Source organism: Sporosarcina sp. UB5, from assembly GCF_050859005.1.
Taxonomy (GTDB): Bacteria; Bacillota; Bacilli; order Bacillales_A; family Planococcaceae; genus Sporosarcina.
In genome coordinates, this window is sequence record NZ_CP125984.1 from 2,821,417 (window position 1) to 2,847,283 (window position 25,867).

28 protein-coding genes and 1 riboswitch are annotated in these 25,867 nt (G+C 41.6%); of the genes, 2 read left to right on the top strand and 26 right to left on the bottom strand.

Annotation, left to right across the window (positions count from 1 at the left end; translation table 11 throughout):
* Positions 1-8: 8 nt before the first annotated feature.
* The 4 genes from QM454_RS14240 to QM454_RS14255 all read right to left on the bottom strand — a co-directional run bounded on the left by QM454_RS14240 (position 9) and on the right by QM454_RS14255 (position 4,121).
* Positions 9-782, bottom strand: a complete 774-nt coding sequence (locus QM454_RS14240) for a metallophosphoesterase (RefSeq protein WP_432359094.1) — start codon at positions 780-782, stop codon at positions 9-11.
* A gap of 107 nt (positions 783-889) precedes the next feature.
* Positions 890-1,567, bottom strand: a complete 678-nt coding sequence (locus QM454_RS14245) for a LysM peptidoglycan-binding domain-containing protein (protein ID WP_432359096.1) — start codon at positions 1,565-1,567, stop codon at positions 890-892.
* 80 nt (positions 1,568-1,647) lie between these two features.
* Complete coding sequence (locus QM454_RS14250; protein ID WP_432359098.1) at positions 1,648-3,084, bottom strand: RecQ family ATP-dependent DNA helicase; 1,437 nt, start codon at positions 3,082-3,084, stop codon at positions 1,648-1,650.
* Positions 3,084-4,121, bottom strand: a complete 1,038-nt coding sequence (locus tag QM454_RS14255) for a helix-turn-helix domain-containing protein (RefSeq protein WP_432359100.1) — start codon at positions 4,119-4,121, stop codon at positions 3,084-3,086. The genes QM454_RS14250 and QM454_RS14255 overlap by 1 nt, the downstream gene beginning before the upstream one ends.
* A 108-nt stretch (positions 4,122-4,229) precedes the next feature.
* On the opposite strand from QM454_RS14255, the gene QM454_RS14260 reads away from it, so the two are divergent.
* Entirely contained in the window at positions 4,230-4,490 is a 261-nt protein-coding gene (locus QM454_RS14260; protein WP_432359101.1) for a ferredoxin, read from the top strand.
* A gap of 113 nt (positions 4,491-4,603) precedes the next feature.
* Here the strand turns inward: QM454_RS14260 and QM454_RS14265 are convergent, their stop codons facing one another.
* The 15 genes from QM454_RS14265 to QM454_RS14335 form a co-directional block, all read right to left on the bottom strand.
* Positions 4,604-4,810: a hypothetical protein gene (locus QM454_RS14265; RefSeq protein WP_432359103.1), complete on the bottom strand. Its 207-nt coding sequence runs from the start codon at positions 4,808-4,810 to the stop codon at positions 4,604-4,606.
* Between the two features lie 355 nt (positions 4,811-5,165).
* Complete coding sequence (locus QM454_RS14270) at positions 5,166-5,297, bottom strand: LapA family protein (protein ID WP_432359104.1); 132 nt, start codon at positions 5,295-5,297, stop codon at positions 5,166-5,168.
* A 79-nt stretch (positions 5,298-5,376) separates the two neighbouring features.
* Positions 5,377-6,165, bottom strand: a complete 789-nt coding sequence (locus tag QM454_RS14275; protein WP_432359106.1) for a class I SAM-dependent methyltransferase — start codon at positions 6,163-6,165, stop codon at positions 5,377-5,379.
* A 292-nt stretch (positions 6,166-6,457) separates the two neighbouring features.
* Complete coding sequence (locus QM454_RS14280) at positions 6,458-7,039, bottom strand: ECF transporter S component (protein WP_432359108.1); 582 nt, start codon at positions 7,037-7,039, stop codon at positions 6,458-6,460.
* Positions 7,040-7,255: 216 nt separating this feature from the next.
* Positions 7,256-7,387, bottom strand: a riboswitch (FMN riboswitch).
* An 81-nt stretch (positions 7,388-7,468) separates the two neighbouring features.
* The gene (locus QM454_RS14285; protein WP_432359110.1) at positions 7,469-8,665 is read right to left on the bottom strand and encodes a hypothetical protein; all 1,197 of its coding nucleotides are present in this window, start codon (positions 8,663-8,665) and stop codon (positions 7,469-7,471) included.
* Positions 8,665-9,192: an RNA polymerase sigma factor SigX gene (sigX, locus tag QM454_RS14290; RefSeq protein WP_432359112.1), complete on the bottom strand. Its 528-nt coding sequence runs from the start codon at positions 9,190-9,192 to the stop codon at positions 8,665-8,667. The genes QM454_RS14285 and sigX overlap by 1 nt, the downstream gene beginning before the upstream one ends.
* Before the next feature lie 72 nt (positions 9,193-9,264).
* Positions 9,265-11,064 (bottom strand): ATP-binding protein, encoded by a 1,800-nt coding sequence (locus QM454_RS14295; RefSeq protein WP_432359114.1) that lies wholly within the window; start codon positions 11,062-11,064, stop codon positions 9,265-9,267.
* The gene (locus tag QM454_RS14300) at positions 11,057-11,776 is read right to left on the bottom strand and encodes a response regulator transcription factor (RefSeq protein WP_432359116.1); all 720 of its coding nucleotides are present in this window, start codon (positions 11,774-11,776) and stop codon (positions 11,057-11,059) included. The genes QM454_RS14295 and QM454_RS14300 overlap by 8 nt, the downstream gene beginning before the upstream one ends.
* Before the next feature lie 102 nt (positions 11,777-11,878).
* Positions 11,879-13,063, bottom strand: a complete 1,185-nt coding sequence (gene ccsB / locus QM454_RS14305) for a c-type cytochrome biogenesis protein CcsB (protein ID WP_432359118.1) — start codon at positions 13,061-13,063, stop codon at positions 11,879-11,881.
* A 2-nt stretch (positions 13,064-13,065) separates the two neighbouring features.
* Positions 13,066-14,709, bottom strand: a complete 1,644-nt coding sequence (gene resB / locus QM454_RS14310) for a cytochrome c biogenesis protein ResB (protein ID WP_432359119.1) — start codon at positions 14,707-14,709, stop codon at positions 13,066-13,068.
* 16 nt (positions 14,710-14,725) lie between these two features.
* Positions 14,726-15,256 (bottom strand): thiol-disulfide oxidoreductase ResA, encoded by a 531-nt coding sequence (gene resA / locus QM454_RS14315; protein WP_432359121.1) that lies wholly within the window; start codon positions 15,254-15,256, stop codon positions 14,726-14,728.
* 278 nt (positions 15,257-15,534) lie between these two features.
* Positions 15,535-16,266: a pseudouridine synthase gene (locus tag QM454_RS14320; RefSeq protein WP_432359123.1), complete on the bottom strand. Its 732-nt coding sequence runs from the start codon at positions 16,264-16,266 to the stop codon at positions 15,535-15,537.
* Between the two features lie 116 nt (positions 16,267-16,382).
* Entirely contained in the window at positions 16,383-17,381 is a 999-nt protein-coding gene (locus QM454_RS14325) for a D-alanyl-D-alanine carboxypeptidase family protein (protein WP_432359125.1), read from the bottom strand.
* Positions 17,378-17,992 carry an SMC-Scp complex subunit ScpB gene (scpB, locus tag QM454_RS14330; RefSeq protein WP_432359127.1) on the bottom strand — a complete coding sequence of 205 codons (615 nt, stop codon included), beginning with the start codon at positions 17,990-17,992 and terminating at the stop codon, positions 17,378-17,380. The genes QM454_RS14325 and scpB overlap by 4 nt, the downstream gene beginning before the upstream one ends.
* Positions 17,979-18,740: a segregation/condensation protein A gene (locus tag QM454_RS14335; protein ID WP_432359129.1), complete on the bottom strand. Its 762-nt coding sequence runs from the start codon at positions 18,738-18,740 to the stop codon at positions 17,979-17,981. Before QM454_RS14335 ends, scpB begins: the two co-directional genes overlap by 14 nt.
* A 46-nt stretch (positions 18,741-18,786) precedes the next feature.
* Between QM454_RS14335 and QM454_RS14340 the strand changes: the two genes are divergently transcribed.
* Positions 18,787-19,299 (top strand): DUF309 domain-containing protein, encoded by a 513-nt coding sequence (locus QM454_RS14340; RefSeq protein WP_432359130.1) that lies wholly within the window; start codon positions 18,787-18,789, stop codon positions 19,297-19,299.
* A 14-nt stretch (positions 19,300-19,313) separates the two neighbouring features.
* Here QM454_RS14340 and QM454_RS14345 read toward each other — a convergent pair whose 3' ends face one another.
* From QM454_RS14345 to QM454_RS14375, 7 genes are all read right to left on the bottom strand, one after another.
* Complete coding sequence (locus tag QM454_RS14345) at positions 19,314-19,679, bottom strand: GNAT family N-acetyltransferase (protein ID WP_432364029.1); 366 nt, start codon at positions 19,677-19,679, stop codon at positions 19,314-19,316.
* A gap of 230 nt (positions 19,680-19,909) precedes the next feature.
* Positions 19,910-21,238: a diaminopimelate decarboxylase gene (gene lysA / locus QM454_RS14350; protein ID WP_432359132.1), complete on the bottom strand. Its 1,329-nt coding sequence runs from the start codon at positions 21,236-21,238 to the stop codon at positions 19,910-19,912.
* A 62-nt stretch (positions 21,239-21,300) separates the two neighbouring features.
* Positions 21,301-22,749 carry a spore germination protein gene (locus QM454_RS14355; RefSeq protein ID WP_432359133.1) on the bottom strand — a complete coding sequence of 483 codons (1,449 nt, stop codon included), beginning with the start codon at positions 22,747-22,749 and terminating at the stop codon, positions 21,301-21,303.
* Positions 22,750-22,752: 3 nt separating this feature from the next.
* Complete coding sequence (locus tag QM454_RS14360; protein WP_432359135.1) at positions 22,753-23,541, bottom strand: SigF/SigG family RNA polymerase sporulation sigma factor; 789 nt, start codon at positions 23,539-23,541, stop codon at positions 22,753-22,755.
* A gap of 3 nt (positions 23,542-23,544) precedes the next feature.
* Complete coding sequence (gene spoIIAB, locus QM454_RS14365) at positions 23,545-23,991, bottom strand: anti-sigma F factor (protein WP_432359136.1); 447 nt, start codon at positions 23,989-23,991, stop codon at positions 23,545-23,547.
* On the bottom strand, positions 23,981-24,331 hold the full coding sequence (locus QM454_RS14370; protein WP_432359138.1) for an anti-sigma factor antagonist: 351 nt from the start codon (positions 24,329-24,331) through the stop codon (positions 23,981-23,983). Before QM454_RS14370 ends, spoIIAB begins: the two co-directional genes overlap by 11 nt.
* Positions 24,332-24,563: 232 nt before the next feature.
* Positions 24,564-25,862, bottom strand: a complete 1,299-nt coding sequence (locus tag QM454_RS14375; protein ID WP_432364031.1) for a pyrimidine-nucleoside phosphorylase — start codon at positions 25,860-25,862, stop codon at positions 24,564-24,566.
* Positions 25,863-25,867 lie beyond the last annotated feature (5 nt).

Below are 25,867 nucleotides of genomic sequence, written 5' to 3' on the forward strand. Positions count from 1 at the left end.
AACAATGTTCAATATTTAATCGTAATGACATGGCTTTCCGGAGGTGCCCCGAATCGTAGCGGGACAATGGATGTGCCATACCCATTGCTAATTAATCTCGCTTTTCCGTTCGTCTCGTTAAACTGACCTAATGGATATAATGCAAACTTTCCTAATCTAATTTGTCCCCCGTGCATATGACCAGCAACCATTAGCTCTGGAACACAGACCTTTTCTACTTTTCTAAATACTGACGGGGTATGGGTAGCGACAATTAGATGCGAGTAATTTCCTTTGTTTTTCAAGGCAGCCTCAACATCGACATTTCTGCTCGAAGGGTCGTCAGTACCACAAATCCCCCAAAGTGGATGGTTGTTAATTTTTGCATCTGTATTTTCCAATATGGTGCCGCCATGTCTTTCAATAATAGCCCGTATTGAGCCTTCTCCGACTTCACGGTCATTATTGCCCCATACGAAAAACAACGGGGCAAGCCGCGCAAGCCTTTCCACATTTTGATTGATAGTTGAAAGTGGAACGCCAGCTTCTGCAAGATCTCCGCCTATGACGACGATATCAATTGATCCTATAGATCGCACTTTCCGTAACAATTGTCCATCAATTCGTCTGCGGTGAATATCAGAAATAAAAAAAACGGATAACTCCTTGTCTACCTTACAATCTTTCCGAAGGGAAAATGAATGATGGATGACATTAATCCGATTTGCATAAAAAAACATATATGCGAGAATACCTATGAATACTCCCGACAATATTGCTAAACTATTCAACACAATTTTCATTCTACACCTACCATCAAGTGAAACTTCCAAGTCCTATCGCCAGTCAGGAAAATAAAGAAAAAGGCAAATAGATACCTTTGCCTTCTCTTTCATTTATTTGGAGTCAATTAAGGAATAATCAGCTTTTGCCCCGCCATTATATTATTGGATGAAAGACCGTTCGCTTTTTTAATCTTTTCAATTCCAGCGTCAGAACCGTAATAATTCATAGAGATTCGATAAAGCGTTTCATTCGCCGAGACAATATGCGTTCTAGATTTCATATCATCAGACTTGTCTTCAGTATCGGGTTTCTCCTCAGTTTTATCGGTTTTCGTCTCGTTCAAATTTCCGTTCTTATCATCTGCTGGAGGATTGCTGCCTACAGTTGTTTTTTCGGATTCTACTTTCGAATCTTCAACCGTTACCTTATTAGCATTCCCATTTGATTGTCCCTCATCCTCTTTTTCTTTATCGGAATCATCGAGAACCAATCCCGGCTTATCGCTATTTCCAGATGATACATTCGTTCCGTACACGACGGTGTTATCCGAATTATCAACTTTAGCAGACCCTCTATCAGACCCAAAGTAGAAGTTATAAATGACATAGACGAATATTAAGATCGGAATAAATGTAAAAATACCTAGGATTACGTTAATCGTCGTATAGCGGGAAGTCTTCTTCTGCTGACGGCGTCTGCCATGGCGTTCCGTTCGTGACGGTAAGCTCGAGCCCTCACTTTGGTCGAGCTCGATCTCTTTGCGGTTGTTTTCAAATTCAACTTTGTAATCATTATTTTTCATCGACATATTCTCCTATCCAGTGGTGCTCTTCTTTATATTATGACGAATAATGTCGTAAAAGTAAACGGACATCAGTCCCGTTATCCAAGTAGAGCTGTAATTCTTTCATCCCACCCGAGGATTTTTATAGCATGACGCTTCATTCTTTTTTCAGTAAGCCATTCAACTGAGCTAAGACCGCAACTCGAGCAACATTCATCGGGTTTACTTATTAACGATTCGCCAAAATACGACAATACACGTTGCCGGATGCACTCGCCGCCCTTGACGAGACGGATCATTCGTTGTAGCTGTTCGTTTTTTTCGTTAGAAAGTTTCTTTAGTCGAGTCAGTATTTCTTCAAGCGGATAGCGTTCAATATAATAATCGACTACCCGCTTTCCTGTCTCTGTTAAACTAGCAAGTTCGGATGCTTTTTCAGGTGACTGACCTTCTGAAATCATTTTGTAGTAATGAAGAACTTCATCTTCTTCAGGCATATCTGATTGGATGATAAAACTTGTCGTATGCTCGTCCGTCGGCATATAGAGTAACGTGGCGATTGAGGGACGTCCATCCCGCCCCGCCCTTCCGACCTCTTGTATATACGCAGCAACTGTTGGTGGAAGGTGGTCATGAATCACTTGCCGAATATCGTCTTTATGGACCCCCATACCGAACGCATTTGTTGCACATATCCATTCAAGATCACCATTCAGAAACTGCTCCTGAATAATAGAACGATCATCTTGATCTTTCCCTGCATGATACGATTGTACAGCGACCCCTTCCAGTTGAAGCTCAAGAGCTAATTCATCAGCCCGTTTTCTCGATGATACATATATGATTCCCGGACCTACTGTTTGAATGACCCTTTGTTTAATCCATTCCGTTTTTTCAAGTGGAGAGTTCATTTCCTGAACTGAGTAGGAGATATTCGGCCGATCAAGTGAATGCCTTTGTACAATCGGCTGTTCCATTTGAAGATAATACTGAATGTCATGTAACACTTTATCATTGGCTGTGGCGGTCAATGCCAAAATGGGAAGGGATTCCTTTTGTTTCAGAAAATCGCCGATTCGTAAATAATCCGGACGAAAATCAAATCCCCATTGTGAAATACAATGAGCTTCATCCACAACTACGAAAGATATATGAATTCTGCTCAGTTGACGGCTAAACGAATCTTGGGAAAGCATTTCAGGAGATATAAAGATAAATTTATAAGATTGAAGCTGTCCGATAATCCTTTGTCTCTCTGAATAAGGTAAAAAAGAATTTAGTGCGACTACCCGCTTTTCACCATTTTGGCGCATTCGCATCGCCTGGTCTTCCATTAACGAGACGAGCGGGGAGATGATGATGACCGAGCCTTCCATTATAGATCCAGGTAACTGGTAACAAAGCGACTTTCCCATCCCAGTCGGTAAGATGGCGATCGTATCCTGACTATTTAAAACACGATGAATTACTTCTTCCTGCCCGGGACGAAAACTTTCATATCCGAAGCGGTCCAATAATATCGCTTTCAAATCCATCAACTATTCACTTCCTTACTAGCAGTCAATATGAGTCGAAGCTCAAAATAAGACAATGCTTTAAATTCATCTTTTAATAGTTTAAGACGCTTCGTCCCCATTTCTTCAGTTTTCAAGACAACGGCCCGAATTTGTTCGTCTGAAACGAATTGATTGATTGGGAATTGTTCGTCATTCATCGCCATTTCAATAATGTGGTCTTCAATTGTGCTCATCTTCAATTTTCGAATCGCTGCAATGCTCTCCATTGAATACCCTTCGTCGAAAAGCCTTTTCGTACGCATCGCGGATTCAGTCAAATAGGAATGGACTTTAATATCTTTGGCGATTTCGTTAAGAAAAGGATAGTCACCTAACTTTTCGACGACAGGCAAAAGTCTATGTAGACTTTCAATAAATAATAGGCGCAAATCATCAACCGACTGCTTCAATTCCAAAGCTAACTGTTCCCATGTCTTTGCCATTTCAGATTTGCCGGTCAACCTACTTACGAATATGTATTTTTGGACATCGCTCATTCCACTCTTCATAATTGCCATTTTCAATTCGTCACCTATTCGTTTAGCGAATCTAGGATCAGAGACCGGTTTGTTTTCAAGTATCTGTTTTACGAAAAGCTGAATTTCCCTATCCCTTTGAGTCGGGGTAAACGATGAATCTCCTGTTCGCATATATGAGAGAGTTTGAACAAGTAGTGAAACCCTTCTAAAAAAAATCATCTCTCTCCCTCTGTAATCCCATCCTCGAAAATGGAACTCAGGTAACGGACTCACCATTTTCTGTCCAATTTCTGTCAGTCGAACAAACTTATCGTCCAGAATGATTAGGCCCTTATCTAGTAATTCATTAGCAGCGTCAACGTAAGTCTTTTCTTCAAGCTTTGGTAAAATCCCGAAAAAAGATTTGACATTAAAGTATTCTACGTCTTGCAATGTCTGTCCGGATTTTTTTCCACGTAAAAGGTGAATACCGGCATTCAACGTCCGTTGTCCGTTCATTTTTTTTATGATAAATAGTAGAATGGATGACAAGCTCATAGTTGGCCTCCCTTAAAAAAATGTTTTATTGTTGAAAACTAATGAAAACAGCTTTAGAATGAGAAGGGAACTAAATAGATAGTGCGGAGAAAAGAGGAGAGAACGTCAATGTCTACTTGCAAAAAATACACCATCGTTGACCAAGACACATGTATTGCATGTGGGGCTTGCGGCGCTGCGGCACCTGACATCTACGATTATGACGATGAGGGGATTGCTTTCGTTATCCTAGATGATAACATGGGAACTGCTGAAGTTCCAGAAGAACTACTGGAAGATATGGAAGACGCTTTTGACGGTTGTCCGACAGATTCAATCAAAATCGCAGACGCACCGTTCGACGGCGACCCGTTAAAATATGAGGACTAACACAAAAGCGTAGGGCGGCGTTTAGCCAATCGAACAGCGAAGGGTTCGATTTGCCTTAGTTTCTGCGCCCTTTGCAGAAACTAAGGCATCATAGTTGGTGCTCGTAACGGCTTTCACTGGAGGCCTTGAAAGAAAAGGCGCTCTTTGCCTTTTATTTCAATGACGAAGTGACCCGAGAGGCTGCCGCCCGAAGCTGGACGTAAACACGCATGAACTAAGAGGCTGTCCGGAATAATATCTGGACAGCCTTTTGGTTTTTTGTTATTATAACCGGATTTGCGCTTCAGGCGGTCGCTTTCCGCGGGCACGGCTTCAGCCAATCGAACAGCGACCCGATTAATGAAACTTCATTTGGTGTTAAATTTAATATTACTTACTATCAATGCAACAGAAAAAAACATTAGTAGTAAGAATCCGACTAACGACAGTATATTAGTGAATACAACTAACACCTCTCCAAAAAATATCCTCCATACCCCCCCTGGAAGATTCCAAGCTTAGCGTTGCTGAGTAAAGGAGTATTTAATAAAGCAATTACAGCACTTCCTAAAATGCAATATAGTAACTTTAGATTTTTATTCAATAAAATCCCCCCCTTGATATTTTATACATAAAGCGTGACAAGCTACAATCTCCCTATTTTCTATACTCCATTAACGTGCCCAATTGCTCTGCTTACTTATATACCTCCTCTTCTAACTTTTCAATTCTTTCTTTCAACCTCTTATTTTCTTTTTTTACTTGAAAGGACTCATAAAACGCTCCAGCTCCAAGTGAAAATGCAAGCCATGCCCATAACCAATCCATTTCCCCACACCCTCAATTTGAGTATTTCATTACATTAGATAAGCGCACGATAGTTGAAAACAACTAGTCTAACCAGGTATCAAACACGATTTAATACCGCTACATAGCATCCGTGTTCAATATTGTGTTTAACTCCCTTGTAATTCTCTTCTAAAAAAGTAAAGAGCTCTTCTAATATATCGGTTCTGTCATTTTCATTGAAACCGGATAGCCAAGACAAGGAACCGACTCTCCCACACCATTCTTCGTTTGAAAAAGTTACATTGTAGTGAAACTTATACGTTTCTTGTAAATCAAATTGATGTTCCCGCCATTCCTTAAACCATTCAACCGGAAAACTGTTAATCATCTGTTTTGCATTGGATTTAGAACCAGCAGATTTTAGCTTACCATCAGGCATATGCTTTTTAATAATTTCAAGCGTATCGCCTACAACCTTACTTTTAGATAAAAATCCTGAATCGATAACGATCAGTGATCCATCATCCTTTAAAATTCTTTTGATTTCAGCAAGAGTTTTTTCGGCATCAAACCAATGCCAAGCCCTTAAAACAGTTACGATATCATATGCGTCTTCAACTAAGCACGTATTCTCCGAGTAAGCGTTTACATATTCAATCATATACCCTTCTTTTTCATCAATTTCTTTAGCTTGCTCGATTAGTTCTAATGATGGTTCCACACCGACAACAGCTGCCCCTACTTGTTGTAAAGCTCTACACAAAATACCCGTACCAGCTCCAAGATCAGCAATCTTTTTGTTGTTAAAAACTATACCTCTTCGTTTTAAACCTTCTAATAGTTCGGCAGGTAAGTCATTTCTATATCTAGCATAATTTTTAGCGACATTTCCAAAATCAACTTTCATTTATATCCCCCCATCTTCTCATTATATCAATGCTTCAAAATTTTGAATTCGAAGGTGTATTCATAAACTGAATTAACCTAATGTTAACATAGAACGCTAGTGGATTGGAGTGGAAGGCAGCGACTCCTGCGGGAACAGCACGAGCTGAAAGCCCCGCAGACACGCAGTGGCGAGGAGATTGAAGCCGTGCCCGCGGAAAGCGTCTGCCTGAAACGGAAATCCGCGGTTTACTAATAAAAAAGCGAGTATGGGAACAATTAGCTGTCCTCATACTCGCTTTTACTATTTTTTATTATGCCGTCAATTGGCGGTTTTGTTGGTCAATCCATTTGCTCATGCTCTTATACAGCAGCAACGAAACGACCATCAGCATAATACCTTTTATCAAATTGAAAGGAAGAATTCCTAAAACAATTACGCTGAACAAAGCATCGCCTGTATATGCAGGCATATTCATAAAGTATACATACATCGGTAGGAACACGAGATAATTCAACAAACTCATTCCTACAGCCATGGAAGCTGTTCCGGCAATGAGACCCGCTGTCAAGCCTTTCGTGTTTCGAACTTTATTAAAGATAAAATAGATCGGCATAATGAATAACACGCCAGTTGCAAAGTTCGCCATCTCCCCTACAGGAACACCTGTCGGGCTTCCGGATAAGAACCAGTGCAGTACGTTTTTAATCAATTCTACAGCAATTCCCGCAATCGGCCCCATTGTCATAACTGCTAGTACAGCAGGTATTTCACCGAAATCGACTTTTAGGAATGGTGGCAATGCAGGTAACGGAAAATTAAATTGCATTAGCACTGTCGAAATACTTCCCAATATTGCAATGAGTACCATCCTACGTAATTTTTTGTTGTTCATGTTAACCCTCTCTCCTTTTGCGATTCACTTCAAAAGAGGAAAGGCCTGACCATTTCTCGTGTTGTCCAAAACAAAATCCCTAAAGCAAATAAGCTTTAGGGAGAGTTTGAAAGGCATCATTAAATAGGGGTCGGTAGTAAAGAGTCAAATCACTTTACACTTTCCCACACTTAAATAAGCACCCTTTTTGTAGACAACACAAAAAGACGGCTGCACCTTCACCTTCTCCCATCCAGACTATACTGTCGGCTCCGGAATCTCACCGGAATCAGCTGTTAAGCTCGCGGGCTAGAAAGATAAACTATCATTACCGCCGGTCGGGAATTACACCCTGCCCCGAAGATGAATCAATATTATTTTACAACTCTATTATAACGATAAAAAAACGTTTTGTAAACTCTACTGTTTACAAAACGTTCTTTAAAGTAATTATTGAGTGAATAGTGTAGGATTGCTACCAATCGGCATTGGCAACACTTTTGTGAGATCGTACTTCCCAAAGCTTGCTTGAATAACATTTTCAAGCTGCACTTGTTTACGATAGCCGCTAGCGGTTAGCATGAATCCTTCAATCATTTGATTTACTTCATTCTGCTCAAACGCAGTGACGTCAAATGGCTCTTTGAACGAAATGACAGCTACTTCGCCTTCCATCCGTACATGAAAGTCCACATTGCGAGGGATTACCGTATCCACACTATCTCCATTCACTTCTTTCATTGCAAGGAGGCCGTCTAGCACTGTATCGACTGCCTCCGCCGGTTCATAAGGAGCTAAATAAACCTTACCAGATGGCATTGTATATCGATAATAAGGGAATGGATTTTTCAACTCTTCAACATCGGATTTCCCGACACTAGCAAACGAAGTTGGGTTCCCCTGTTCGTCGACGAGCTGTATTTTTTCAAAATCAGAAAAAGTTTCCTTCATCGAATTGAAATAAACGTCTACAGTTGCCGAAGACGAATCATACATATGATCATTTGGAATCTGATGATGGAGTATGCCGTTTTCATCGTATATAGTCCCTTTATACGGATGGTAGTCACTGAAACCAAGTTCCTCTTCAGGAATTTCCGCAGCATAATTATTATATAACTCCACGCTCGTCGGACTTCCTTCTGGAAAATCGGAACGGATTCTCGATTCTTGTATTAAGAATGTAATCGGTATGACGTTCGCAGATTCCATCAATCCAACTTGAAAAGGAGTGACGTCAATTAATTCTTCTGCAAGCAGCACATGGCTTTCTACAGCTGCAAAAGACACAACCGCTGTTTCCTTTGTTTCAGTTGCACTAAACGTCTCTGCTTCCTCTACTGCATCATTTTGAAATGAAGTATCAATCGCTTTCTCGGCTCTAAGTTCGCGAGCAGAATCCAAATCCTCGACTGCCCTATCAGTATTGTTTATCATCGAAGGAATAATTAGAGTGATGATAAGCAGTGCTGCAGCAGCTACAATGAAAGGCATCCACTTCTTCGGTTGCATCCTTTGTCGCTTTTTCAGTCGATGATCCCGCTTAAGTCGCTCTAAAACTAGCTCCTTCGTACGGTTGTCTTCAATTTTCGGCATTGAATGAAGAAGGTTTTCCAGCTTGTCGTCATCCCATTGATTGTTTGTCATCATATTCCCTCCTCTGCCGAAAGAGCATTCAATTTCTTTTGCAACGCTTTAATTGCACGGTGTTGAGTCGTTTTCACCTTTCCTTCGGTCCAACCGAGCGTATCGGCTGTTTCCGCTATAGAAAGTTCTTGGAAATAACGTAAAACGATTACCATCTTTTGGTCGCCAGTGCATGTATCTAGCACCCGTAGCAATTGTCTCATCTCTTCATTCAACGATGCAATTTCTTCAGGCGTACTACCTAATGAAGGTAGTTCACTCTGCTCCCAGTCAAATTTATCGAAGTGATGTTTTTGACGTACATTCTTCTTTCTAAAATGATCAATCGCGACATTTTTCGCGATGGAAAAGAGCCAAGTTTTTTCAGAGCTTTTCCCTTCAAAACCGGCATACGCTCGTAATACTCTTATATACACTTCGTGCACAAGATCTTCTGATACGTGCCGGTCTCCCGTCAAATAAATGAGAAAGTTGAATACATCCTGATGATACTGCTCGTATAGCCTGTGGAAAACGGAGTCATCCACGAAATCCCCCCGTTCAATACATTAGTCGTAATTCAAGATGAAAAGTTTCATCCCTCTGTTAATTTTCGTCAGTCAAAGCTCTTCCTCGTCAAGTTCCGGACCAACCGGTAATGCGCATTTGAAGATTGTACCTGACGTTTCACCAAGTTCTGCAGTAATCCGACCTTCATGTGAGTCAATAATGTTTTTTGCGATTGCAAGGCCTAATCCAGTTCCACCTTTCCCTCTCGTCCTCGCTTTGTCAGCTTTATAAAAACGTTCGAAGATGAAAGGCAAATCTTCTTCCGGTATACCGCTCCCTGTATCGGCAACCGAAATTTCAACGATATCCCCTTTCCTTTCGACACCGACAGTTACTTTTCCTCCATCTGGTGTATGACGGATTGCATTATCAATTAAATTTGTAAATACTTGCTCTAGTCGATCATCATCTGCATACAAAATAATTTCTTTATCGCTTTCGTTAACATCTAATGCGAGTGAAACATTCGAATCACGGGCAATTTGCATGAATTTATTATGCACTTTATCTAAGAAAGGAATGAGGTGGAAATTCGTCTTGTATAACCGCATATGACCTGACTCCATTCGCGCAAGGTTGAGAAGGTCTGTTACGAGCCGGCTCATCCGCATTGATTCATCGTGAATAATCTGGACCATTTCGTTACGCTCCTCGTCACTCGTCATCACATCATCAATGATCGCTTCACTATACCCTTGCAATAAAGATATAGGCGTTCTTAGTTCATGAGATACATTCGCAATGAAATCAGATCTCAGCTTATCCAACTTATGCTGGTCAGTCATGTCACGTAACACAGCTACTGCGCCACGTATACTATTTTCACTGTAAAGTGGACTAATGGAAACGCCATAGAATTGGCCACCGATTTCGAGTTCATCTTCGACTTCAACCGCAAACGATATTGCGTGTTCAAGCATATGAAAAATTTCTTTCGGCAACACTTTGTCATTCTCATCATTTGCAAAATACCACTTCTGCCATAATCGTTCAGCTTGTGGGTTGCTTAAAAGAATGGAATAATCTCGATTGAATGTAATAACTGCATCGGTCATCGATGTGAGGATGCTCGCTAATTGCTCCTTATCTTGCTTCATTAATTCAATCTGATATTTTAACTGCTTGCCCATCTGATTGAAAGCAGTCGCAAGCTGGCCAATTTCGTCATTTTGCATAACTGGCAGTCGTGTTTCAAAGTTCCCTTTTGATAATTCAAAGGCTGCTTGTTTCATTCCCCGTAAAGGAGAGGTGATTTTTGTAGATAAGAAGAAGGCGAAAAAGGTTGTCAAAATAAAAGCAATAAAAGCAGATAATAAAACGATGTGTGTCGTCCTTTTTGTCGTTCTATGGACGGCATCGAGGCTTTGGTACATGACGATAGAATGTATTGAACCATCTACCTCATCATATGGATACATGAGAACGAGATATTGTTTCATGACGTTTTCATCCTCAATAGATGGAAGAATCATTTCTTTTACGACTTTTTCATTGACGTGGATATTTGTAAAAAACTTCGGTTCAGATAAGATCTTTTGTTCAATTTCGTCCTGATTTAAACCTCTATGAAATGAATAATGCACCTTTTTTTCCGAATCAATGATCATTGCATTCGTTTCATAATCCAACATATCTTTAATGATGAGGTGCATAGATGAATCACCTTCATGCTCAAGAACAATTTTACCAATTGTCGTTGCTTCTCTGCGGAGAAAATCTTCGGCTTGGTTCGTATGGAAGTTATCAAGAAACTCAAGGAGTAGGACCGTGACGATGAAAAGGACAAAGGAAACGAGAAGCAATATGGTTGCCCATAGCTTCCCGACGATTGAATTCCATATTCTATTCATGCGGAACCTCGAATTTATAGCCGACGCCCCAAACAGTAACAATCATTTTTGCGGCACTTTCAGATACACGGCTAAGCTTCTCTCGTAGTCTTTTTACGTGTGTATCAACTGTCCGTAAATCACCAAAAAATTCGTAGTGCCAAACTTCTTTCAACAGTTGCTCACGATCAAATACTTTGTCAGGTGACTTCGCAAGGAAATAGAGCAATTCATATTCCTTCGGTGTTAAGTTTACTTCTTTCCCTTCAGCCGTCACACGGTGTGCGTCATGATCGATTGTCAGTTGCGGAAAGACGACGAGATCCTTTGAACTGTTCACAGCCGTTGCATCCGGGAAAGTGACTGATCTCCTAAGAATCGCCTTCACTCGAAGAACAACCTCGCGAGGACTGAACGGCTTGACGATATAATCGTCTGCACCTGTTTCGAATCCAGCGACACGGTCCGATTCCTCGCCTTTCGCCGTTAGAAGAATGACAGGTGTCATTTTCTTTTCATCACGAAGCTCCTGCAATACTTCGAGGCCGTCTTTTTCAGGCATCATTAAATCGAGTAAAATGCAGTCATAATGATTAGCGAGCGCCTTCTCAATTGCTTCAGCACCATCTACCGCCTCATCAATTTCAAAGCCTTCGCGAGACAAATACATATTTAAAAGTCGACGAATTCGATCTTCATCATCTACTACTAATAGCCTAACAGTCTCTTCCATCTTCAAATTCCCCTTTCAACACACTTCTGTCCTTATTGTACAAGTTGTCGATAAAAAAAGAAACTGCACAGCTCCTAAACGGCACTGTGCAGTCCAATCGGTTTATGCATATGAATGCAAACCTGCAATAATCAAGTTCACAGCAATTAGATTGAACATGATGATAACAAAACCGATAACCGCAAGCCAAGCAGATTTTCTTCCTTCCCATCCTTTCGACAGTCGAAGATGGAGGAAAGCTGCATAAAACAGCCATGTAATAAGCGCCCAAACCTCTTTTGGATCCCAACCCCAAAACCTTGACCAAGCTTCATGCGCCCAGATCATCGCAAAGATTAACGCTCCGAGGGTAAACACCGGGAACCCAATGAGCACAGAACGATATCCAATTTCGTCCATTAGCTGTGAATTCGCCTTCTTTGCAAATGGTTGGATTAGGGCCGCAATCGGTCTACGGAATATGAGTCGCAATAGAATATAAAGGACTGTTCCCGTCACAACTGACCAAACGAATGTCGTCAATGTTTTCGCGTTGACGATTGCCGGCATTTCAACTAAAGGCGTCATCGCTTCAGGAGTTTGAGCAACATATTCGTTCATACCGAATAGTGGCGGATAATTATACTCGATTTTCTGAAGCTCCACGTTTTTATCAACATACGTAAAGTGGGCTTCATATCCTGTCAGTTTGAATGTTGTAGAGGAAAAAACGAATCCAAGGACAAGAATAAGTGTAAACACGACCGCTTCGACCCAAAATCGCTGTTTGGACGGCTTTGTCATATCCACATGCTTTAATAGATAAATGAGACCCGCCACTGCACTGATTGCAAGGATTGACTCACCGATAACAGCAGTGATGACGTGTACTGCCAACCATTTACTTTGTAGTGCAGGTATGAGCGGTGTAATTTCCCTAGGGAACATACTTGCATATCCGATAATAATAATAGCAATCGGCAATGCAAACAATCCAAGGGATGGTGTTCGATATAAGAAAAACAGAAGGATGAATGACCCTACGAGCATCATACCGAAAGCAGTTGTAAACTCAAACATATTACTGACGGGTGCGTGGCCCGAAGCAATCCACCTTGTAATGAAATAGCCAAGGTGTGTAATGAAACCAATAATCGTTATGACAATACCGATATTGCCCCATCTATGGTTTCTATAGGATGCTTCCGATTTGGCGCCCTTCACCGCGCCGCCAAAAAATAAAGTGGCGACCATATAGGCAATGAAAGAAACTAACAGCAGGTTAGCGCTTAACGATGCTAATCCCATAATTATTTTTCTCCTTCCTCTTCCTCAGTTGACGACTCATTGTCCAACCTATCTTCATAGTTTGGTAGGTGTGCATATTCTTTTACAGTGTCCAGTTCCTTTTTCAAGGAGAACCAGTTTTTATTCGTATGGGCGGCGATTAGTAGATTATCACCTTCCCCTTTCTGGACCCAAATACGTCTATGATTCCAATAAGAACCTTGGATCACACCAATCATAAAGATAAGCCCTCCAAGTAGGAGAACGTACAATGATTTATCTTTTCGTATTGTCAACCCGGAAATATCCCTTGTTTCAGCACTGACAAACTTTACCGCATAGGCGTTTTCTTCCACTTCAAGTGTTTGTCGAATGGCGACAAAACTCTTTTCACCTTTTGGCTTTTCTGGAGTAATCATATTGAAGATGAATGCTGGATTGTTCGGAATCGGTGACTTTGAAACAGGTTCACCATCTACCACCCCATCGTAATCTGCGTAATAGCCGATTAAATCGACACGAGCTCCATCATTCAGTTCATAAACGCCTTCTGGATCATCTAGATTAATCGTAAATTGCCCAAATGATTTATCTGTTTTCTTTTCAACCAACTGCATAGTCATCGATTTCAACTCATCCAAACGGTAGTCCATCTGAAAAATACTGTATCCATCGAATGTCAATGGTTTATTAACGATAATCGGATAGTCTTTAACATACTCTAGATCAGTTGACCCTGGCAAACTATCATCTTTCTTTTTGTACAATGTGACATCTGTCTGAAACGATTTCACAATTGTACCGACACGATCAATCGCCTTTCCAAAAACTTCATCAGCTTCTTCCTTCGAATATGTCTCAATGGTGAAACCGTTGTTTTGCAAATAATAGTCTGGAGCGCCAGGAATAGAACGCAATTCTCCTTCACGAATCCACATCGTCTCATCGACATAGAATCCAGGGATTCCTCGCAGTAAAACTCCGAACAGGAAAATAATCAAACCAGTATGATTAACATAAGGACCCCAACGTGAAAAACGGTTCTTTTCTGCTAGAAGAGCACCGTCTTCTGTTTTAACGTTGTATTTCATCGCCTTTAGCTTCTCTTCTGCTTTCGCTAGCGATGAATCGGCATTGCCGGAAGAGCCAATGCCGTAAATCCGCTGGCGCTTCATAAATGAAGCATGACGTTTCGTCCGCTGCTTCTTTAATGATTTATAAAGCGGGACTACCCTGTCGACACTTGCAATGATAATGGATGTACCAAGCATGCCGATCAGTATTTTAAACCACCAGCTATTATACATATCATAGAAACCTAGTTTGTAATAGAGCGTACCTATGAAACCGTATAAGCGTTCATAGTAAGCTAGCATCTCGGCTTCTGGTACGGGTACGTAAAACTTTTGTGGAAATATTGTTCCAATCGCCGAAGTGGCAAGCACAGCGATGATAATGCCGACTCCAACTTTTACACTGGAGAAGAAATTCCAAATCTTGTCAATAATTGACCGTTTATACGTTTGGGATCTACGTGCAGACCCTTCGTAACGCATATCGACAACTTCACTTTTTTTGGCTTCCTCGGTCATCGGACGGCCACATTTTTCACAAAGCACTGTTCCAAATGGGTTGTCATGACCGCATTGGCATTTGATTTTACTCATGTGTACGAACTCCTTATCAAGGTTGGATACTTTCCATGTACGAAATGATTTCCTTTTCCGTCATTTCAGTAGTAATGATTTTCGTAATTCGCCCATCTTTGTCGATTAACAATGTCGTCGGAAGCGGTAAAATGTTATAAAGTTCCTTAACATCTCTCTTTTTATCGATAACGATCGGAAACGTCAGATCATATTGGTCACGAAATGTATCCACTTTCAGATGGGACTCAGCAATATTCACTGACAACACATGGACTCCTTTGTCCTTGAAGGCATTGTATTGATTTTCAATGTATGGCATCTCCCGTTTGCATGGTGGGCACCACGTTCCCCAAAAATTCAGGAAAACACCTTTTCCTGCATAGTCAGATAAACGATGTATGTTCCCATCAAGATCAATAAGTTCAAAGTCCGGTGCCTTGTCTCCTACTGCCAGAACTTTAACTTTGTCTTTCGAGAATATGGAAAATAAAATAGCAGCTGCAAGCAAAAGTAAAACAACACCCCGAAAGATAAGGCGCGTTCGCTTTTTATTTGCCTTGGACAATTGATAGCCCCCTATCGTAATAAGATTCCGATATTAATTATAACAAAAGAATTGTCATAATAATGACGAAGTCGTGATAGGTTTGTGAACTTTTCAAAAGCGCAGGGTGGCGGTTAATTGCGACAGGCATAAGGCGAAGATGCGGCGTGGCGTTTTTTGCCACAGAGCAGCTTCGACTTATGACCCGAGCAATTGCCACCCGGAGTCTAGACGAAAAAAAAAAACGTAAAGTGGCAACAGCTTTATGTTAACTAAGCTGTTGCCACTCGTAGATACAGTTATCCGATTTTCCCTGTTTCCGCCAGTACTCGTAATTGCTTCACTTCATGTGTTGTCAATTCGCGTGCTTCCCCAGCATTTAAACCATGCGTCGTCAACATTGCAAACGACTCACGTCTCAGTTTTTGTACAGGACAGCCAATTGCGTCAAACATTCTTCTAACTTGACGGTTACGCCCTTCATGGATTGTGATTTCAACAATCGCCGAGTTTGTCCTTTTATCGAAAGATTGCATTTTTACTCTAGCAGGAGCTGTCATACCATCTTCTAATTCTATACCACGCTCGAGTCTTCTCAATGCATCTCGTCCAGGTATCCCTTTCACCTTTGCAACATACTTTTTCTGAATACCGAACTTCGGATGTGTCATCAGATATGAAAAATCACCATCGTTTGTCAGAATGATGATGCCTGATGTGTCATAATCAAGCCGGCCAACTGGGAATATCCTTTCCTCTACCATTGGAAGTAGGTCTAATACCGTTTTTCTTCCTTTTTCATCGTTAACAGTCGAGATATACCCTCTTGGTTTATAAAGTAAATAATAGACGAATTGCTCTTTGACAAGCTCCACGCCTTCAACTTCCACACGATCTGCGCGTGATACTTTCGTCCCCAATTCTGTCACTACTTTGCCATTCACTTTCACTTTACCTTCAACGATGAGCGTTTCCGCTTTTCTACGTGATGCTACGCCCGCTTGAGCTAACACTTTTTGTAATCTTTCCAACTCGTCACCTTCCTTCTACCTCAAAAAATTATGTCATATTTCATCGCAAATGAAAAGAAGACCGACCTGTACAGAGCCAGTCTTCCCTAATTATTTCTTGTTCAAATTTATTTAATTCATTTACGAATTTCTATTTCGGCGGTAATTAATAATTCATTATCGAGCGACACCGTCCAAGTCCCTTTCACTTTTCTGTCGTTTTTTCGAGGGATGTAGACGACATGTGATACTCGTTCTACTTCATCCTCATGCAACAACAATACGATCGGCTTTTTAAGTTCCCCATTAACTCCAGGCAGAATGCGGTACTTCCCTTTCTTTGCAACTGTTACATTCTCGTAGTTCCGAAACGTCTCATTTGCCAGCTGCTCGTGCGTATTCCAATCGTTTCCGTTATTTAACGTAACAATGATTAGTTTCTTTCCATCCTTTTCAAAATAGGTCGCTAATGTTCTGCCCGCCGCTTTTGTAAAACCTGTCTTTCCTGCTTTGACAGCTTCGTTTGTATGAATTAATCGATGCTTATTTCGCCAACTCCTCACTTCGTCTCCTTGTCGATAGACAAAGTTTTCAGCAGAAGCAACTTTTTGAAACTTGTCGTTTTTCATTGCAAAATAAAGCATTAATGCAGTTTCGTATGCGGTTGACAGATGACGATCATCGTGTAGTCCCGATGGATTTATAAATGTTGTCCGCTCCAACCCATACAATTCAGCTTTCTTATTCATCAAATCGACAAATCCATCGACTGAACCACCTGCATGCTCAGCAAGTGCATATGCAGCGTCATTTCCGGACCGTAGCATAAGTCCGTAAAGCAATACATCGGCATCCATGATCATACCTTGTTCCAAATAGATGGACGAGCCTTCGGCAGAAGCAGCCTCGGGCGAAATGCTTATTTCACGGTCAGTAGTTCCGCTTTCAATGTAAGTCAATGCTGTCCAGATTTTCGTCAAACTCGCGATTGGCAATTGGAGATTTTCATTGGAGCCGTTTAATAGACGTCCGGTCTCCGCATCAATTACGACCCACGCACTTCCTGATGCCGCTTCTTTCGGAAATGCAGTCAATACGATCGATAGAAACAAAACAATGGCTATTGCCTGCCTCAATCATTGTTTCCTCCTTCTTCCGTTATTTCAAATGCTTCTTGGAATTTAGTCATGAATAGATCTGTATCACCAAATTGTTCCTCATCATCACCTTCGGATAACGGCGGAAGCATATCGATCGACTCTAATCCGAATCTATCCAAAAACAAATCTGTCGTCCCATAAAGTATAGGCCGTCCTGCGCCTTCCATACGCCCTACTTCCATAATAAAACCTCTTGCGACGAGCGTTTGGATTGGCCCGTCCGACTTCACGCCACGCAAATCATCAATTTCAATCCGTGTAACAGGCTGCTTGTATGCGATAATGGCCAAAACTTCCATTGAGGCTTGTGTAATTGAATTCCGCGTCGGATTTTCTAGCATTCGCACAATGTCATCTGCAAACTCGGCTTTCGTAACAAGCCGATAATGTCCCCCGTAAAGCCTAAGCGTAATTCCCGAGTCCGGTCTTTCTTCATAATTCACACGCAGTCCTTCAGCGATAGATGCTGCGGCGTCTAGCTCCACTTGAAGAAGCGAGGCAATTTGATTTAATGTTAAACCGTCATCTCCAGCTATAAATAAAAAGCTTTCCAACATTCCAGTGAGACGTTCATCATAGGTTTCCATAGTTCTCCTCCCCTCCAATTTTGACCATCATTTTCCCAAAATTGCTTTCCTGCTTCACAATAATGTCAAGACGTTTCATTAATTCTAATATTGATAGAAAGGTTACTACTAAATCTTCGACGTCATCTCTTTCAAATAAGCTATCGAAATCGCAGCTACCGCCCTTCCTTTCAAGAGACGTCATAATCGCATCCATCTTTTCACTTACCGAAATTTCCGATCGGACAATATTTGCAGTCAACGGAGCACGCAATTTCTTTCGTTCGAGCATTTTCTGGAATGCGCCGATTAAATCGAACACATTCATCTTTTCTTCCGGAAGCAATACGGTCACTTCGCCGTATTCCGATAAATCGCCTGGTAGTTTCGTAAAATGATCCGCTCGATCCTCTGCAGATTCCAATAGAGAATGTGCTGCTTCCTTGTATCTTTTATATTCAATTAGACGGGCGACTAATTCGTCCCGTGGATCTTCCTCGAGATGAAATTCTGTATCTTCATCCAATACTTCCCCTTCATGGACCGGCAAGAGCATTTTACTTTTTATTTCTATTAGGGTTGCTGCGAGTACTAAGTATTCACTTAGTTCGTCGAGTTCTAATACGCGCATTGTATGAAGATGCTCTATGTACTGATTTGTTAGTTCCGCCATTGGAATATCATAGATATCGATTTCAAGTCGGTTGATTAAATGTAATAATAGATCAAGAGGCCCTTCAAACGCCTCCAATTTAACTTTATATGTCATATACTCCTCCATCACAACACAAATATAACAAAAAAGGAATGATTCAATGCATCCATACTATCATCCGCTGTTCTTTAATTTTATTGTTTATTTCAATAGGAATCAAGACTTCTTCGAGTGCCATGAAGTACTTGAAGAGTATTGGAAATCCATACCGGGATATTCGAAAAATCACCCGCTTACCGCCTATATACTCTTATCAACCGGACTATACCATTGGAGAAGGGGCAATGTAGACGGAGCGTATCGGACACTCGTTAAAGCAAAGGAAAGATTCCTTACTTTTAATAAGCACGACATCCACTATACAGAAAATATTAATTATAAACAGCTTGTACAGGATACTGAAACGTCTATCGAAAAAATTAGAAAAGGTGAATCATTTACTCCGTTTCTAATTGTGATTACGTCAGAATCCCTTAAAGAGTCTGTTGAGGAAATTGCCCAAACTATGGAGCTTCTTCCCGTCGGAAGCGAAGCTGTCATTCATAAACATATGCTTCGAGATCGCTCCGATATTCTTGAAGAACGCGAAAAGAAAAAGCGCAGACCACAATGATCTGCGCCTATTTCTCATTCGTCTTGTTGTTTTTCTCTTTGAAGGCATCTTTTCAAAAACGACTCTGTATGTTCATTACTCTTACATTCAAGGTCAGGAAAGAGTTCGCCAAGTTTCCCAATTATTTTGCTGCCAATCCCTTCTCCGCGGAAAGATGGATTGACAGAAAGGTGCATAACTGTGTACGAATTTCCGTCCAATCGGATTCCAGCTAGGCCGATAATATCTTCATCCTGTTTCAAAAGATATAACTGCCAATCCTCATCTTTTTCATAAAGATGAATCGTTTCTTGTAGTTTTTTTACAGACTTTTCTCCGGGCATAAAAGATAACAAGCCCATGGCGATTTTTTCATACGCCTTCTTGTATCGTAAAAGCATCATTGAAATCCCTTCTTTTTCAAAAATCCGTAGGCATCGGTAATGAAGCTGTCCACTTATAAGTTAAAATGGGCCCTTTGCATAATCGTACATGATAACCTAGGCTTTTTCAATGATCGAGAAAGTTCATTTATTAAGACCGGCAATCGGGGCAATAAAGTACCAGTACACTGCACCCCAAATGATTGCGGCAATAATGATGAATAAAAAAAGGGTCAAATTGCGCTTTCTCATAATGAAATTCCCTGTTCGGTCTTCTGCAAAGGGATATCAAGCCTGATGATATCTTCATACGTTTCCCTGCGAACTACTAATTGATGCTTGCCGTTTTCACAAAAAACGATAGCTGGTTTTGGAATTCGATTATAATTACTTGCCATCGAGTAAGTATAGGCTCCTGTGCAGAATACGGCAATAATATCCCCTTCTGAAGGTTCTGCGATGTACGCGTCTTCAATCAATTTATCCCCAGATTCACAACACTTCCCTGCAATCGTCACTTTATCCGTGTGGGGATCTAACATCCTGTTAGCCGTAGCAGCCGTGTACTTCGCTTCGTATAAAGCAGGCCTAATATTGTCAGACATACCACCATCAACAGCAACATAAGTCCTTATACCAGGTACTTCCTTACTACTTCCTGCTGTGTACAATGTCGTGCCTGCGTCTCCAACTAGAGATCTACCAGGTTCAATCCAAATTTCCGGCAAAGGATAATTATGCTCACGCGTCATTGAAAGAACGACATTCTCCATTTCCTCGACATAAGCAGAAGGATGAAGCGGTGTATCTTCTTCCGTATACCGTATGCCAAAACCTCCACCTAAGTTGAGCACTGTGCATACGAACTTAAATTTCTGCCGCCATTCAATCATCTTCTCCATAAGCGCTTCTGCCGCAAAGCGGAAGGCGTCCGTTTCAAAGATTTGTGATCCGATATGACAATGCATACCGAGCGTAGTAATGTACGGGTGATTATAAAGTTTAAGAAAAGCATCATCCGCTTGGCCATTCTTCAAATCGAAACCGAATTTCGAATCCTCTTGACCTGTTGTTATATAATTATGGGTTGATGCCTCAACGCCTGGAGTAACACGCAAAAGAACATTCATTTTTTCTTTACGTGATTCCGAAATTTCCTTTAGCATTTCAATTTCAAGAAAGTTATCAACTACAATACATCCTATTTTTTCATCGAATGCAAATTGTAATTCCGTATAGCTTTTATTGTTCCCGTGGAAATGAATCTTTTCGCGTGGAAAATCAGCAGCTACCGCAGTATACAGTTCTCCCCCAGATACAACATCTAATGAGAGTTCCATTTGCTTCGCTAACTCATAAATTGCAACAGAAGAAAAAGCTTTGCTTGCATATGCTACTTGTGCTTTAATACCTGCCTTAGCAAACGTTTCCTTGAAGGCAATAGCGCGTTCTTTAAAAAGGGCAATATCATAAACAAGCAATGGTGTGCCATACATATGTGCAAGATCTACTGTATCGACTCCACCAATTGTCAAGTGGCCAAGATTGTTCACAGTTTGAGTTCCATATAGGTGCATATTCATTCCTCCAAGTCATGTTGTTAAAACTTTATCATAACTGGAAGCCGGGAATCAATCCTCTATGAAAGCCTATCCCTTTTTGGTGCATTTGTAATATATGGCCTCGGCGCATCCATCGTCATTGGATAGCGGATCAATACACGCTTCATTGCATTTGGGAAAAATGGGAGGGCAGGCCATAAATACGGTACACCCATCGGTTTGAGAGAAGCCAAATAATAAAACAGGAAAACGATTCCTAAGAAGAAACCTGGAGCTCCGAGAATTCCTGTTAAAATAAGGATGAAAACCCTAAAAACTTTCGTCGTAATGCTTAATTCGAATGATGGTATTGCAAATGTGAAGATTGCACTTACCGCAACGTACAAGATCACTTCTCCTGTGAAAAGACCGACATCGATCGCCACTTGTCCGATTACGATCGCTGCTACGAGGCCCATTGCCGTCGTCATCGGGGACGGGGTATGAATTGCGGCCATTCGTAAAACTTCTATACCGATATCCGCGAGTAAAATTTGGACGAGAAGCGGGATAGATCCCGGATCATTCGGTCCAATATAGCTGAGCGAAATAGGCAAATATTGCTGATACGTTGAAACTAAATACCAAAACGGGAGTAAAAAGAGGCTAAGCGCAGCACCAAGTAGACGTAACCAGCGGACAAACGTTCCAATGAACGGCGCTTGTCTGTATTCTTCCGCATGCTGCAAATGATGGAATATCGTCGCTGGAACTAAAATTACAGATGGCGATGTATCGACAATGATCGCAATATGGCCTTCCAATATATGAGCAGCACAAATATCAGGACGTTCTGTGTAACGGACGAATGGCATCGGATGAAAGCGTTGCTTAAACAGAAATTCCTCCAAAGACTTATCCGTCATTGTCAGTCCGTCATGCTTAATGTCGTCAAGCCTTTCACGGATATAGGAAAGATGTTCTTCGCTAGCCGCACCTTTCATAAACGTAATCGCAACGTCCGTTTTGCCGTTAACGGTCGTCTGATGCATTTCAAATCGAAGGTCTTCCGTTCTCAGTCTCCTTCTGACGAGAGCCGTATTCATAATAATGTTTTCTGTAAAACCATCTCTCGCGCCCCGAATGACTTTTTCAGTGTCCGGCTCCTCGGGGGATCTGCCGGGGTAGCTTCGAATATCCCCGATGAATGCATATCCATCGGGGAGTAAGAAGCCGACTTGTCCAGCCAATATGTTATTAAGAAATTTTTCTTTCTCATCGACATCTGACAGAGCATAATATGGAAAATAGGTAAGAAACCATTCAGGATCATCCCTATTCTCCTCCCTCGGAGGTATCCCTTCTTGCACTTCCGTCAACAGCATCGTTATAATTCCGCCATCGACAAGACCGTTAATGTAAAACAGTAGTGCAGGCATTCCCCATAAATGGATAGTCTTTGCCGTAGCATCAAACGTCTCATTCACACCGAATTTACTCTGAAACCATTCTTCTCCGTCTTTCAAAGATGTAAATAACTTTGCCATGTATTAATCCATCCTCACCTTACTGTCACTTTCTTCTTGTTGTCCACTCATCCACATTTTCAACTGGGCCAATATCTTCTTTTCCAGGCGAGAAACTTGAACTTGTGAAATGCCGATTCGTTCAGCGATGTCACTTTGCGTGTAATCCAAGTAATAGCGCATGTAAATGATTGTCTGATCACGTTTATTCAGCTTGGAAACTACATCCCGAAGCGGAATGTGATCAAAAAATCTTTCAGACCGGTCATCTCTTAACTGGTCCATTAATGTCAGACTGTCTCCTTCGTTTTCGTACAACTGTTCATGCAAGGATGCCGGATCTCGCAATGCATCCGAAGCGAGAATAACTTCATCAATCGACACGTCCAAAACTTCAGCAATCTCCGTAACAGATGGCGACCTTCCATGATTTTTAATGTAGTCGTCAGTTGCGTGGCGGATTTTGAAACTAAGTTCACGAATCGATCTACTTACTTTCACCATGCCGTCATCGCGGAGAAAGCGTTGAATTTCTCCGACAATCATCGGTACGGCATACGTAGAAAACTTTACATCATATGAGAGATCGAACTTATCAATTGATTTCATAAGGCCGATGCAACCGATTTGAAACAGATCTTCTAGATCCGCTCCTCGTGATGCAAATCGTTGAACGATGGACCAGACGAGCCTTGTATTCCCCTCCACCATCATCCTTCTTGCATCCTTATCGCCTTCTTGGGATTGCTGAATGAGCATCCTCATTTTCTCTTGTGACAATAGAGCATCTTGCCGTTCAACTGAAGTATCCATCGGTCACCTCATTCTGCTTGCTTCCGTGACCGGAGAAAACGTTTTCTCGAATCGCACTACCGTTCCATTTCCGATGGATGATTCTACTGAGAGACTGTCTGAAAAGCTTTCCATAATCGTAAATCCCATTCCTGATCGTTCCATGAGCGGTTTTGTCGTAAACATCGGTTCCATCGCCTGTTGCACATCAAAAATGCCTTCGCCTTTGTCTTCTACTGTCATCGTCACCTTGTTTTCATCAATGATGGCATGGATTGTCACCATGCTTTCTCCGTCACAATTATATCCGTGGATAATAGCATTAGTGACAGCTTCCGATACAATTGTTTTGAATTCCGAGATCTCTTCAAGAGTCGGATCCAATGGTGTTATAAAACAGGTCATCGCCATCCTCGCTAATGCTTCATTTTCTTCAATTGCAACGAATGATAATGTCATTTCATTTCTCATATAAGACCCCTCCGATTTCACCAATTACACTGTCGACCGAGCCGTGCCTGATGTTTGAACCTAAGCCGGAAAAACTGAAGATTTTCTCCATTGTCGGGGATGGGTTTAGGATGAGCGTTTCACCGTTAAACGGTGCTAAGTCACGCATCCTTCCAAGTATGAGCCCGATGCCTGCGCTGTCCATAAATCCAAGGCGGCTCAAATCCCAGACGATCCCTTTCACTTTGCCAGTGAAGATGGAAGAAGAGATCGTGGAACGGATCCTATTTGCTTCAAGATTGTCCAACTCCCCTGCCAATGTTACGACCATAATGCCATCAATTTGTTTAATATCAGCCATGCTGAATCCCTCCTTCTTGCGGAATTATTCAACATTGGGCAGGGAAAACCCTTTCACCTGACATAACTAGTCATTAACTTTGCAATATTCCTATCTTTCGACAAAGCATTCTACCTAAAAAAGTCTATCCATTTTTAGGACAGTTTACACATGTTAGGAAAAGATACTTTAGAAAAAAAACCATTTCAAGCCCTCAAAATAAGAGGACTCAAAATGGTTTTTGTTTTGTTTATTAGCCTGTTATCATTTCGTGGATCAAGGCTGGTTTTTGTTGTGCTTGGTCTGAAATGTGAATGTGTTTTTGAATTAGTTCGATTGATTTTGTAACATCTTCCCGGTTGGAGTGGATGATGGCGAGTGGTTCACCTGCGATTACGTTATCGCCGATTTTTTTCTTTAAGACGATGCCGACAGCTAAGTCGATTTCGTCGTCTTTCGTTGCTCTTCCCGCTCCTAGTAGCATCGCTGCAACTCCGATTTCATCTGCTTCCATTTTGGAAATCGTTCCTGAAGTTAAGGAAGGGACTTCGATTTGGAATTTTGCTGAAGGGAGCAATGATGGGTCGTTAACGATTCGTGCGTCCCCGCCTTGCGCTTCAATTAATTGCCCAAATAAATTCAATGCTGAACCGTCTCTGATGACCGCTTCAAGCATTTTCCGCGCCTCTTCAACTGTCTCTGCCTTTTCGCCGGCTACAATCATTTTGCTTCCTAAAACGAGGCAAAGCTCCGTTAAATCTTCAGGGCCTTCGCCTTTAAGCGTATCAATTGCTTCTTTCACTTCAAGCGCGTTTCCAATTGCATACCCGAGAGGCTGGCTCATGTCTGAAATGACTGCCATCGTGTTCCTACCGACTTGATGTCCGATTGCTACCATGGAATGCGCAAGCGTTTCTGCATCTTCTAACGTCTTCATAAACGCGCCCTCGCCTGTTTTTACATCCAACACGATTGCGTCTGCACCTGCAGCTATTTTCTTACTCATAATCGAGCTTGCGATGAGTGGAATGCTGCTCACAGTGCCTGTTACATCACGTAAAGAATACAGATTTTTATCGGCTGGCGTTAAATTACCACTTTGACCGATGACAGCAACTTTCAAATCATTTACTTGCTTGACGAACTGTTCTTCTGATAGTTCGATATGGAATCCTTCAATCGCTTCGAGCTTGTCGAGTGTACCGCCTGTATGACCGAGGCCGCGACCGCTCATTTTGGCAACCGGGACGCCGCAAGCTGCAACAAGAGGTGCCAATATGAGCGTAGTCGTATCACCAACGCCTCCGGTCGAGTGCTTGTCGACTTTCAGCCCTTCAATCGCTGATAGATCAATTTGATCGCCAGATTCAACCATCGCCATCGTCAAATGACCTTGTTCTTCAGGCGTCATGCCTTGGAAGTAAATCGCCATTAATAAGGCGCTTGCCTGATAATCCGGAATGGATCCGTCCGTGTAGCCGTTGATGAAAAACGTAATTTCATCTTTACTAAGCATTTCCCCATCTCTTTTTTTCTCGATGATATCAACCATCCTGA

Excerpts from the sequence above, each read along its gene's own strand:
- QM454_RS14240 (WP_432359094.1), bottom strand. The coding sequence starts at position 782 with ATGAAAATTGTGTTGAATAGTTTAGCAATATTGTCGGGAGTATTCATA.
- QM454_RS14245 (WP_432359096.1), bottom strand. The coding sequence starts at position 1,567 with ATGAAAAATAATGATTACAAAGTTGAATTTGAAAACAACCGCAAAGAG.
- QM454_RS14250 (WP_432359098.1), bottom strand. The coding sequence starts at position 3,084 with ATGGATTTGAAAGCGATATTATTGGACCGCTTCGGATATGAAAGTTTT.
- QM454_RS14255 (WP_432359100.1), bottom strand. The coding sequence starts at position 4,121 with ATGAGCTTGTCATCCATTCTACTATTTATCATAAAAAAAATGAACGGA.
- QM454_RS14260 (WP_432359101.1), top strand. The coding sequence starts at position 4,230 with ATGTCTACTTGCAAAAAATACACCATCGTTGACCAAGACACATGTATT.
- QM454_RS14270 (WP_432359104.1), bottom strand. The coding sequence starts at position 5,297 with ATGGATTGGTTATGGGCATGGCTTGCATTTTCACTTGGAGCTGGAGCG.
- QM454_RS14275 (WP_432359106.1), bottom strand. The coding sequence starts at position 6,165 with ATGAAAGTTGATTTTGGAAATGTCGCTAAAAATTATGCTAGATATAGA.
- QM454_RS14280 (WP_432359108.1), bottom strand. The coding sequence starts at position 7,039 with ATGAACAACAAAAAATTACGTAGGATGGTACTCATTGCAATATTGGGA.
- QM454_RS14285 (WP_432359110.1), bottom strand. The coding sequence starts at position 8,665 with ATGACAAACAATCAATGGGATGACGACAAGCTGGAAAACCTTCTTCAT.
- QM454_RS14295 (WP_432359114.1), bottom strand. The coding sequence starts at position 11,064 with ATGAATAGAATATGGAATTCAATCGTCGGGAAGCTATGGGCAACCATA.
- QM454_RS14300 (WP_432359116.1), bottom strand. The coding sequence starts at position 11,776 with ATGGAAGAGACTGTTAGGCTATTAGTAGTAGATGATGAAGATCGAATT.
- ccsB (WP_432359118.1), bottom strand. The coding sequence starts at position 13,063 with ATGGGATTAGCATCGTTAAGCGCTAACCTGCTGTTAGTTTCTTTCATT.
- resB (WP_432359119.1), bottom strand. The coding sequence starts at position 14,709 with ATGAGTAAAATCAAATGCCAATGCGGTCATGACAACCCATTTGGAACA.
- scpB (WP_432359127.1), bottom strand. The coding sequence starts at position 17,992 with ATGGAAACCTATGATGAACGTCTCACTGGAATGTTGGAAAGCTTTTTA.
- QM454_RS14335 (WP_432359129.1), bottom strand. The coding sequence starts at position 18,740 with ATGACATATAAAGTTAAATTGGAGGCGTTTGAAGGGCCTCTTGATCTA.
- QM454_RS14340 (WP_432359130.1), top strand. The coding sequence starts at position 18,787 with ATGCATCCATACTATCATCCGCTGTTCTTTAATTTTATTGTTTATTTC.
- QM454_RS14345 (WP_432364029.1), bottom strand. The coding sequence starts at position 19,679 with ATGCTTTTACGATACAAGAAGGCGTATGAAAAAATCGCCATGGGCTTG.
- lysA (WP_432359132.1), bottom strand. The coding sequence starts at position 21,238 with ATGCACCTATATGGAACTCAAACTGTGAACAATCTTGGCCACTTGACA.
- QM454_RS14355 (WP_432359133.1), bottom strand. The coding sequence starts at position 22,749 with ATGGCAAAGTTATTTACATCTTTGAAAGACGGAGAAGAATGGTTTCAG.
- QM454_RS14360 (WP_432359135.1), bottom strand. The coding sequence starts at position 23,541 with ATGGATACTTCAGTTGAACGGCAAGATGCTCTATTGTCACAAGAGAAA.
- spoIIAB (WP_432359136.1), bottom strand. The coding sequence starts at position 23,991 with ATGAGAAATGAAATGACATTATCATTCGTTGCAATTGAAGAAAATGAA.
- QM454_RS14370 (WP_432359138.1), bottom strand. The coding sequence starts at position 24,331 with ATGGCTGATATTAAACAAATTGATGGCATTATGGTCGTAACATTGGCA.
- QM454_RS14375 (WP_432364031.1), bottom strand. The coding sequence starts at position 25,862 with ATGGTTGATATCATCGAGAAAAAAAGAGATGGGGAAATGCTTAGTAAA.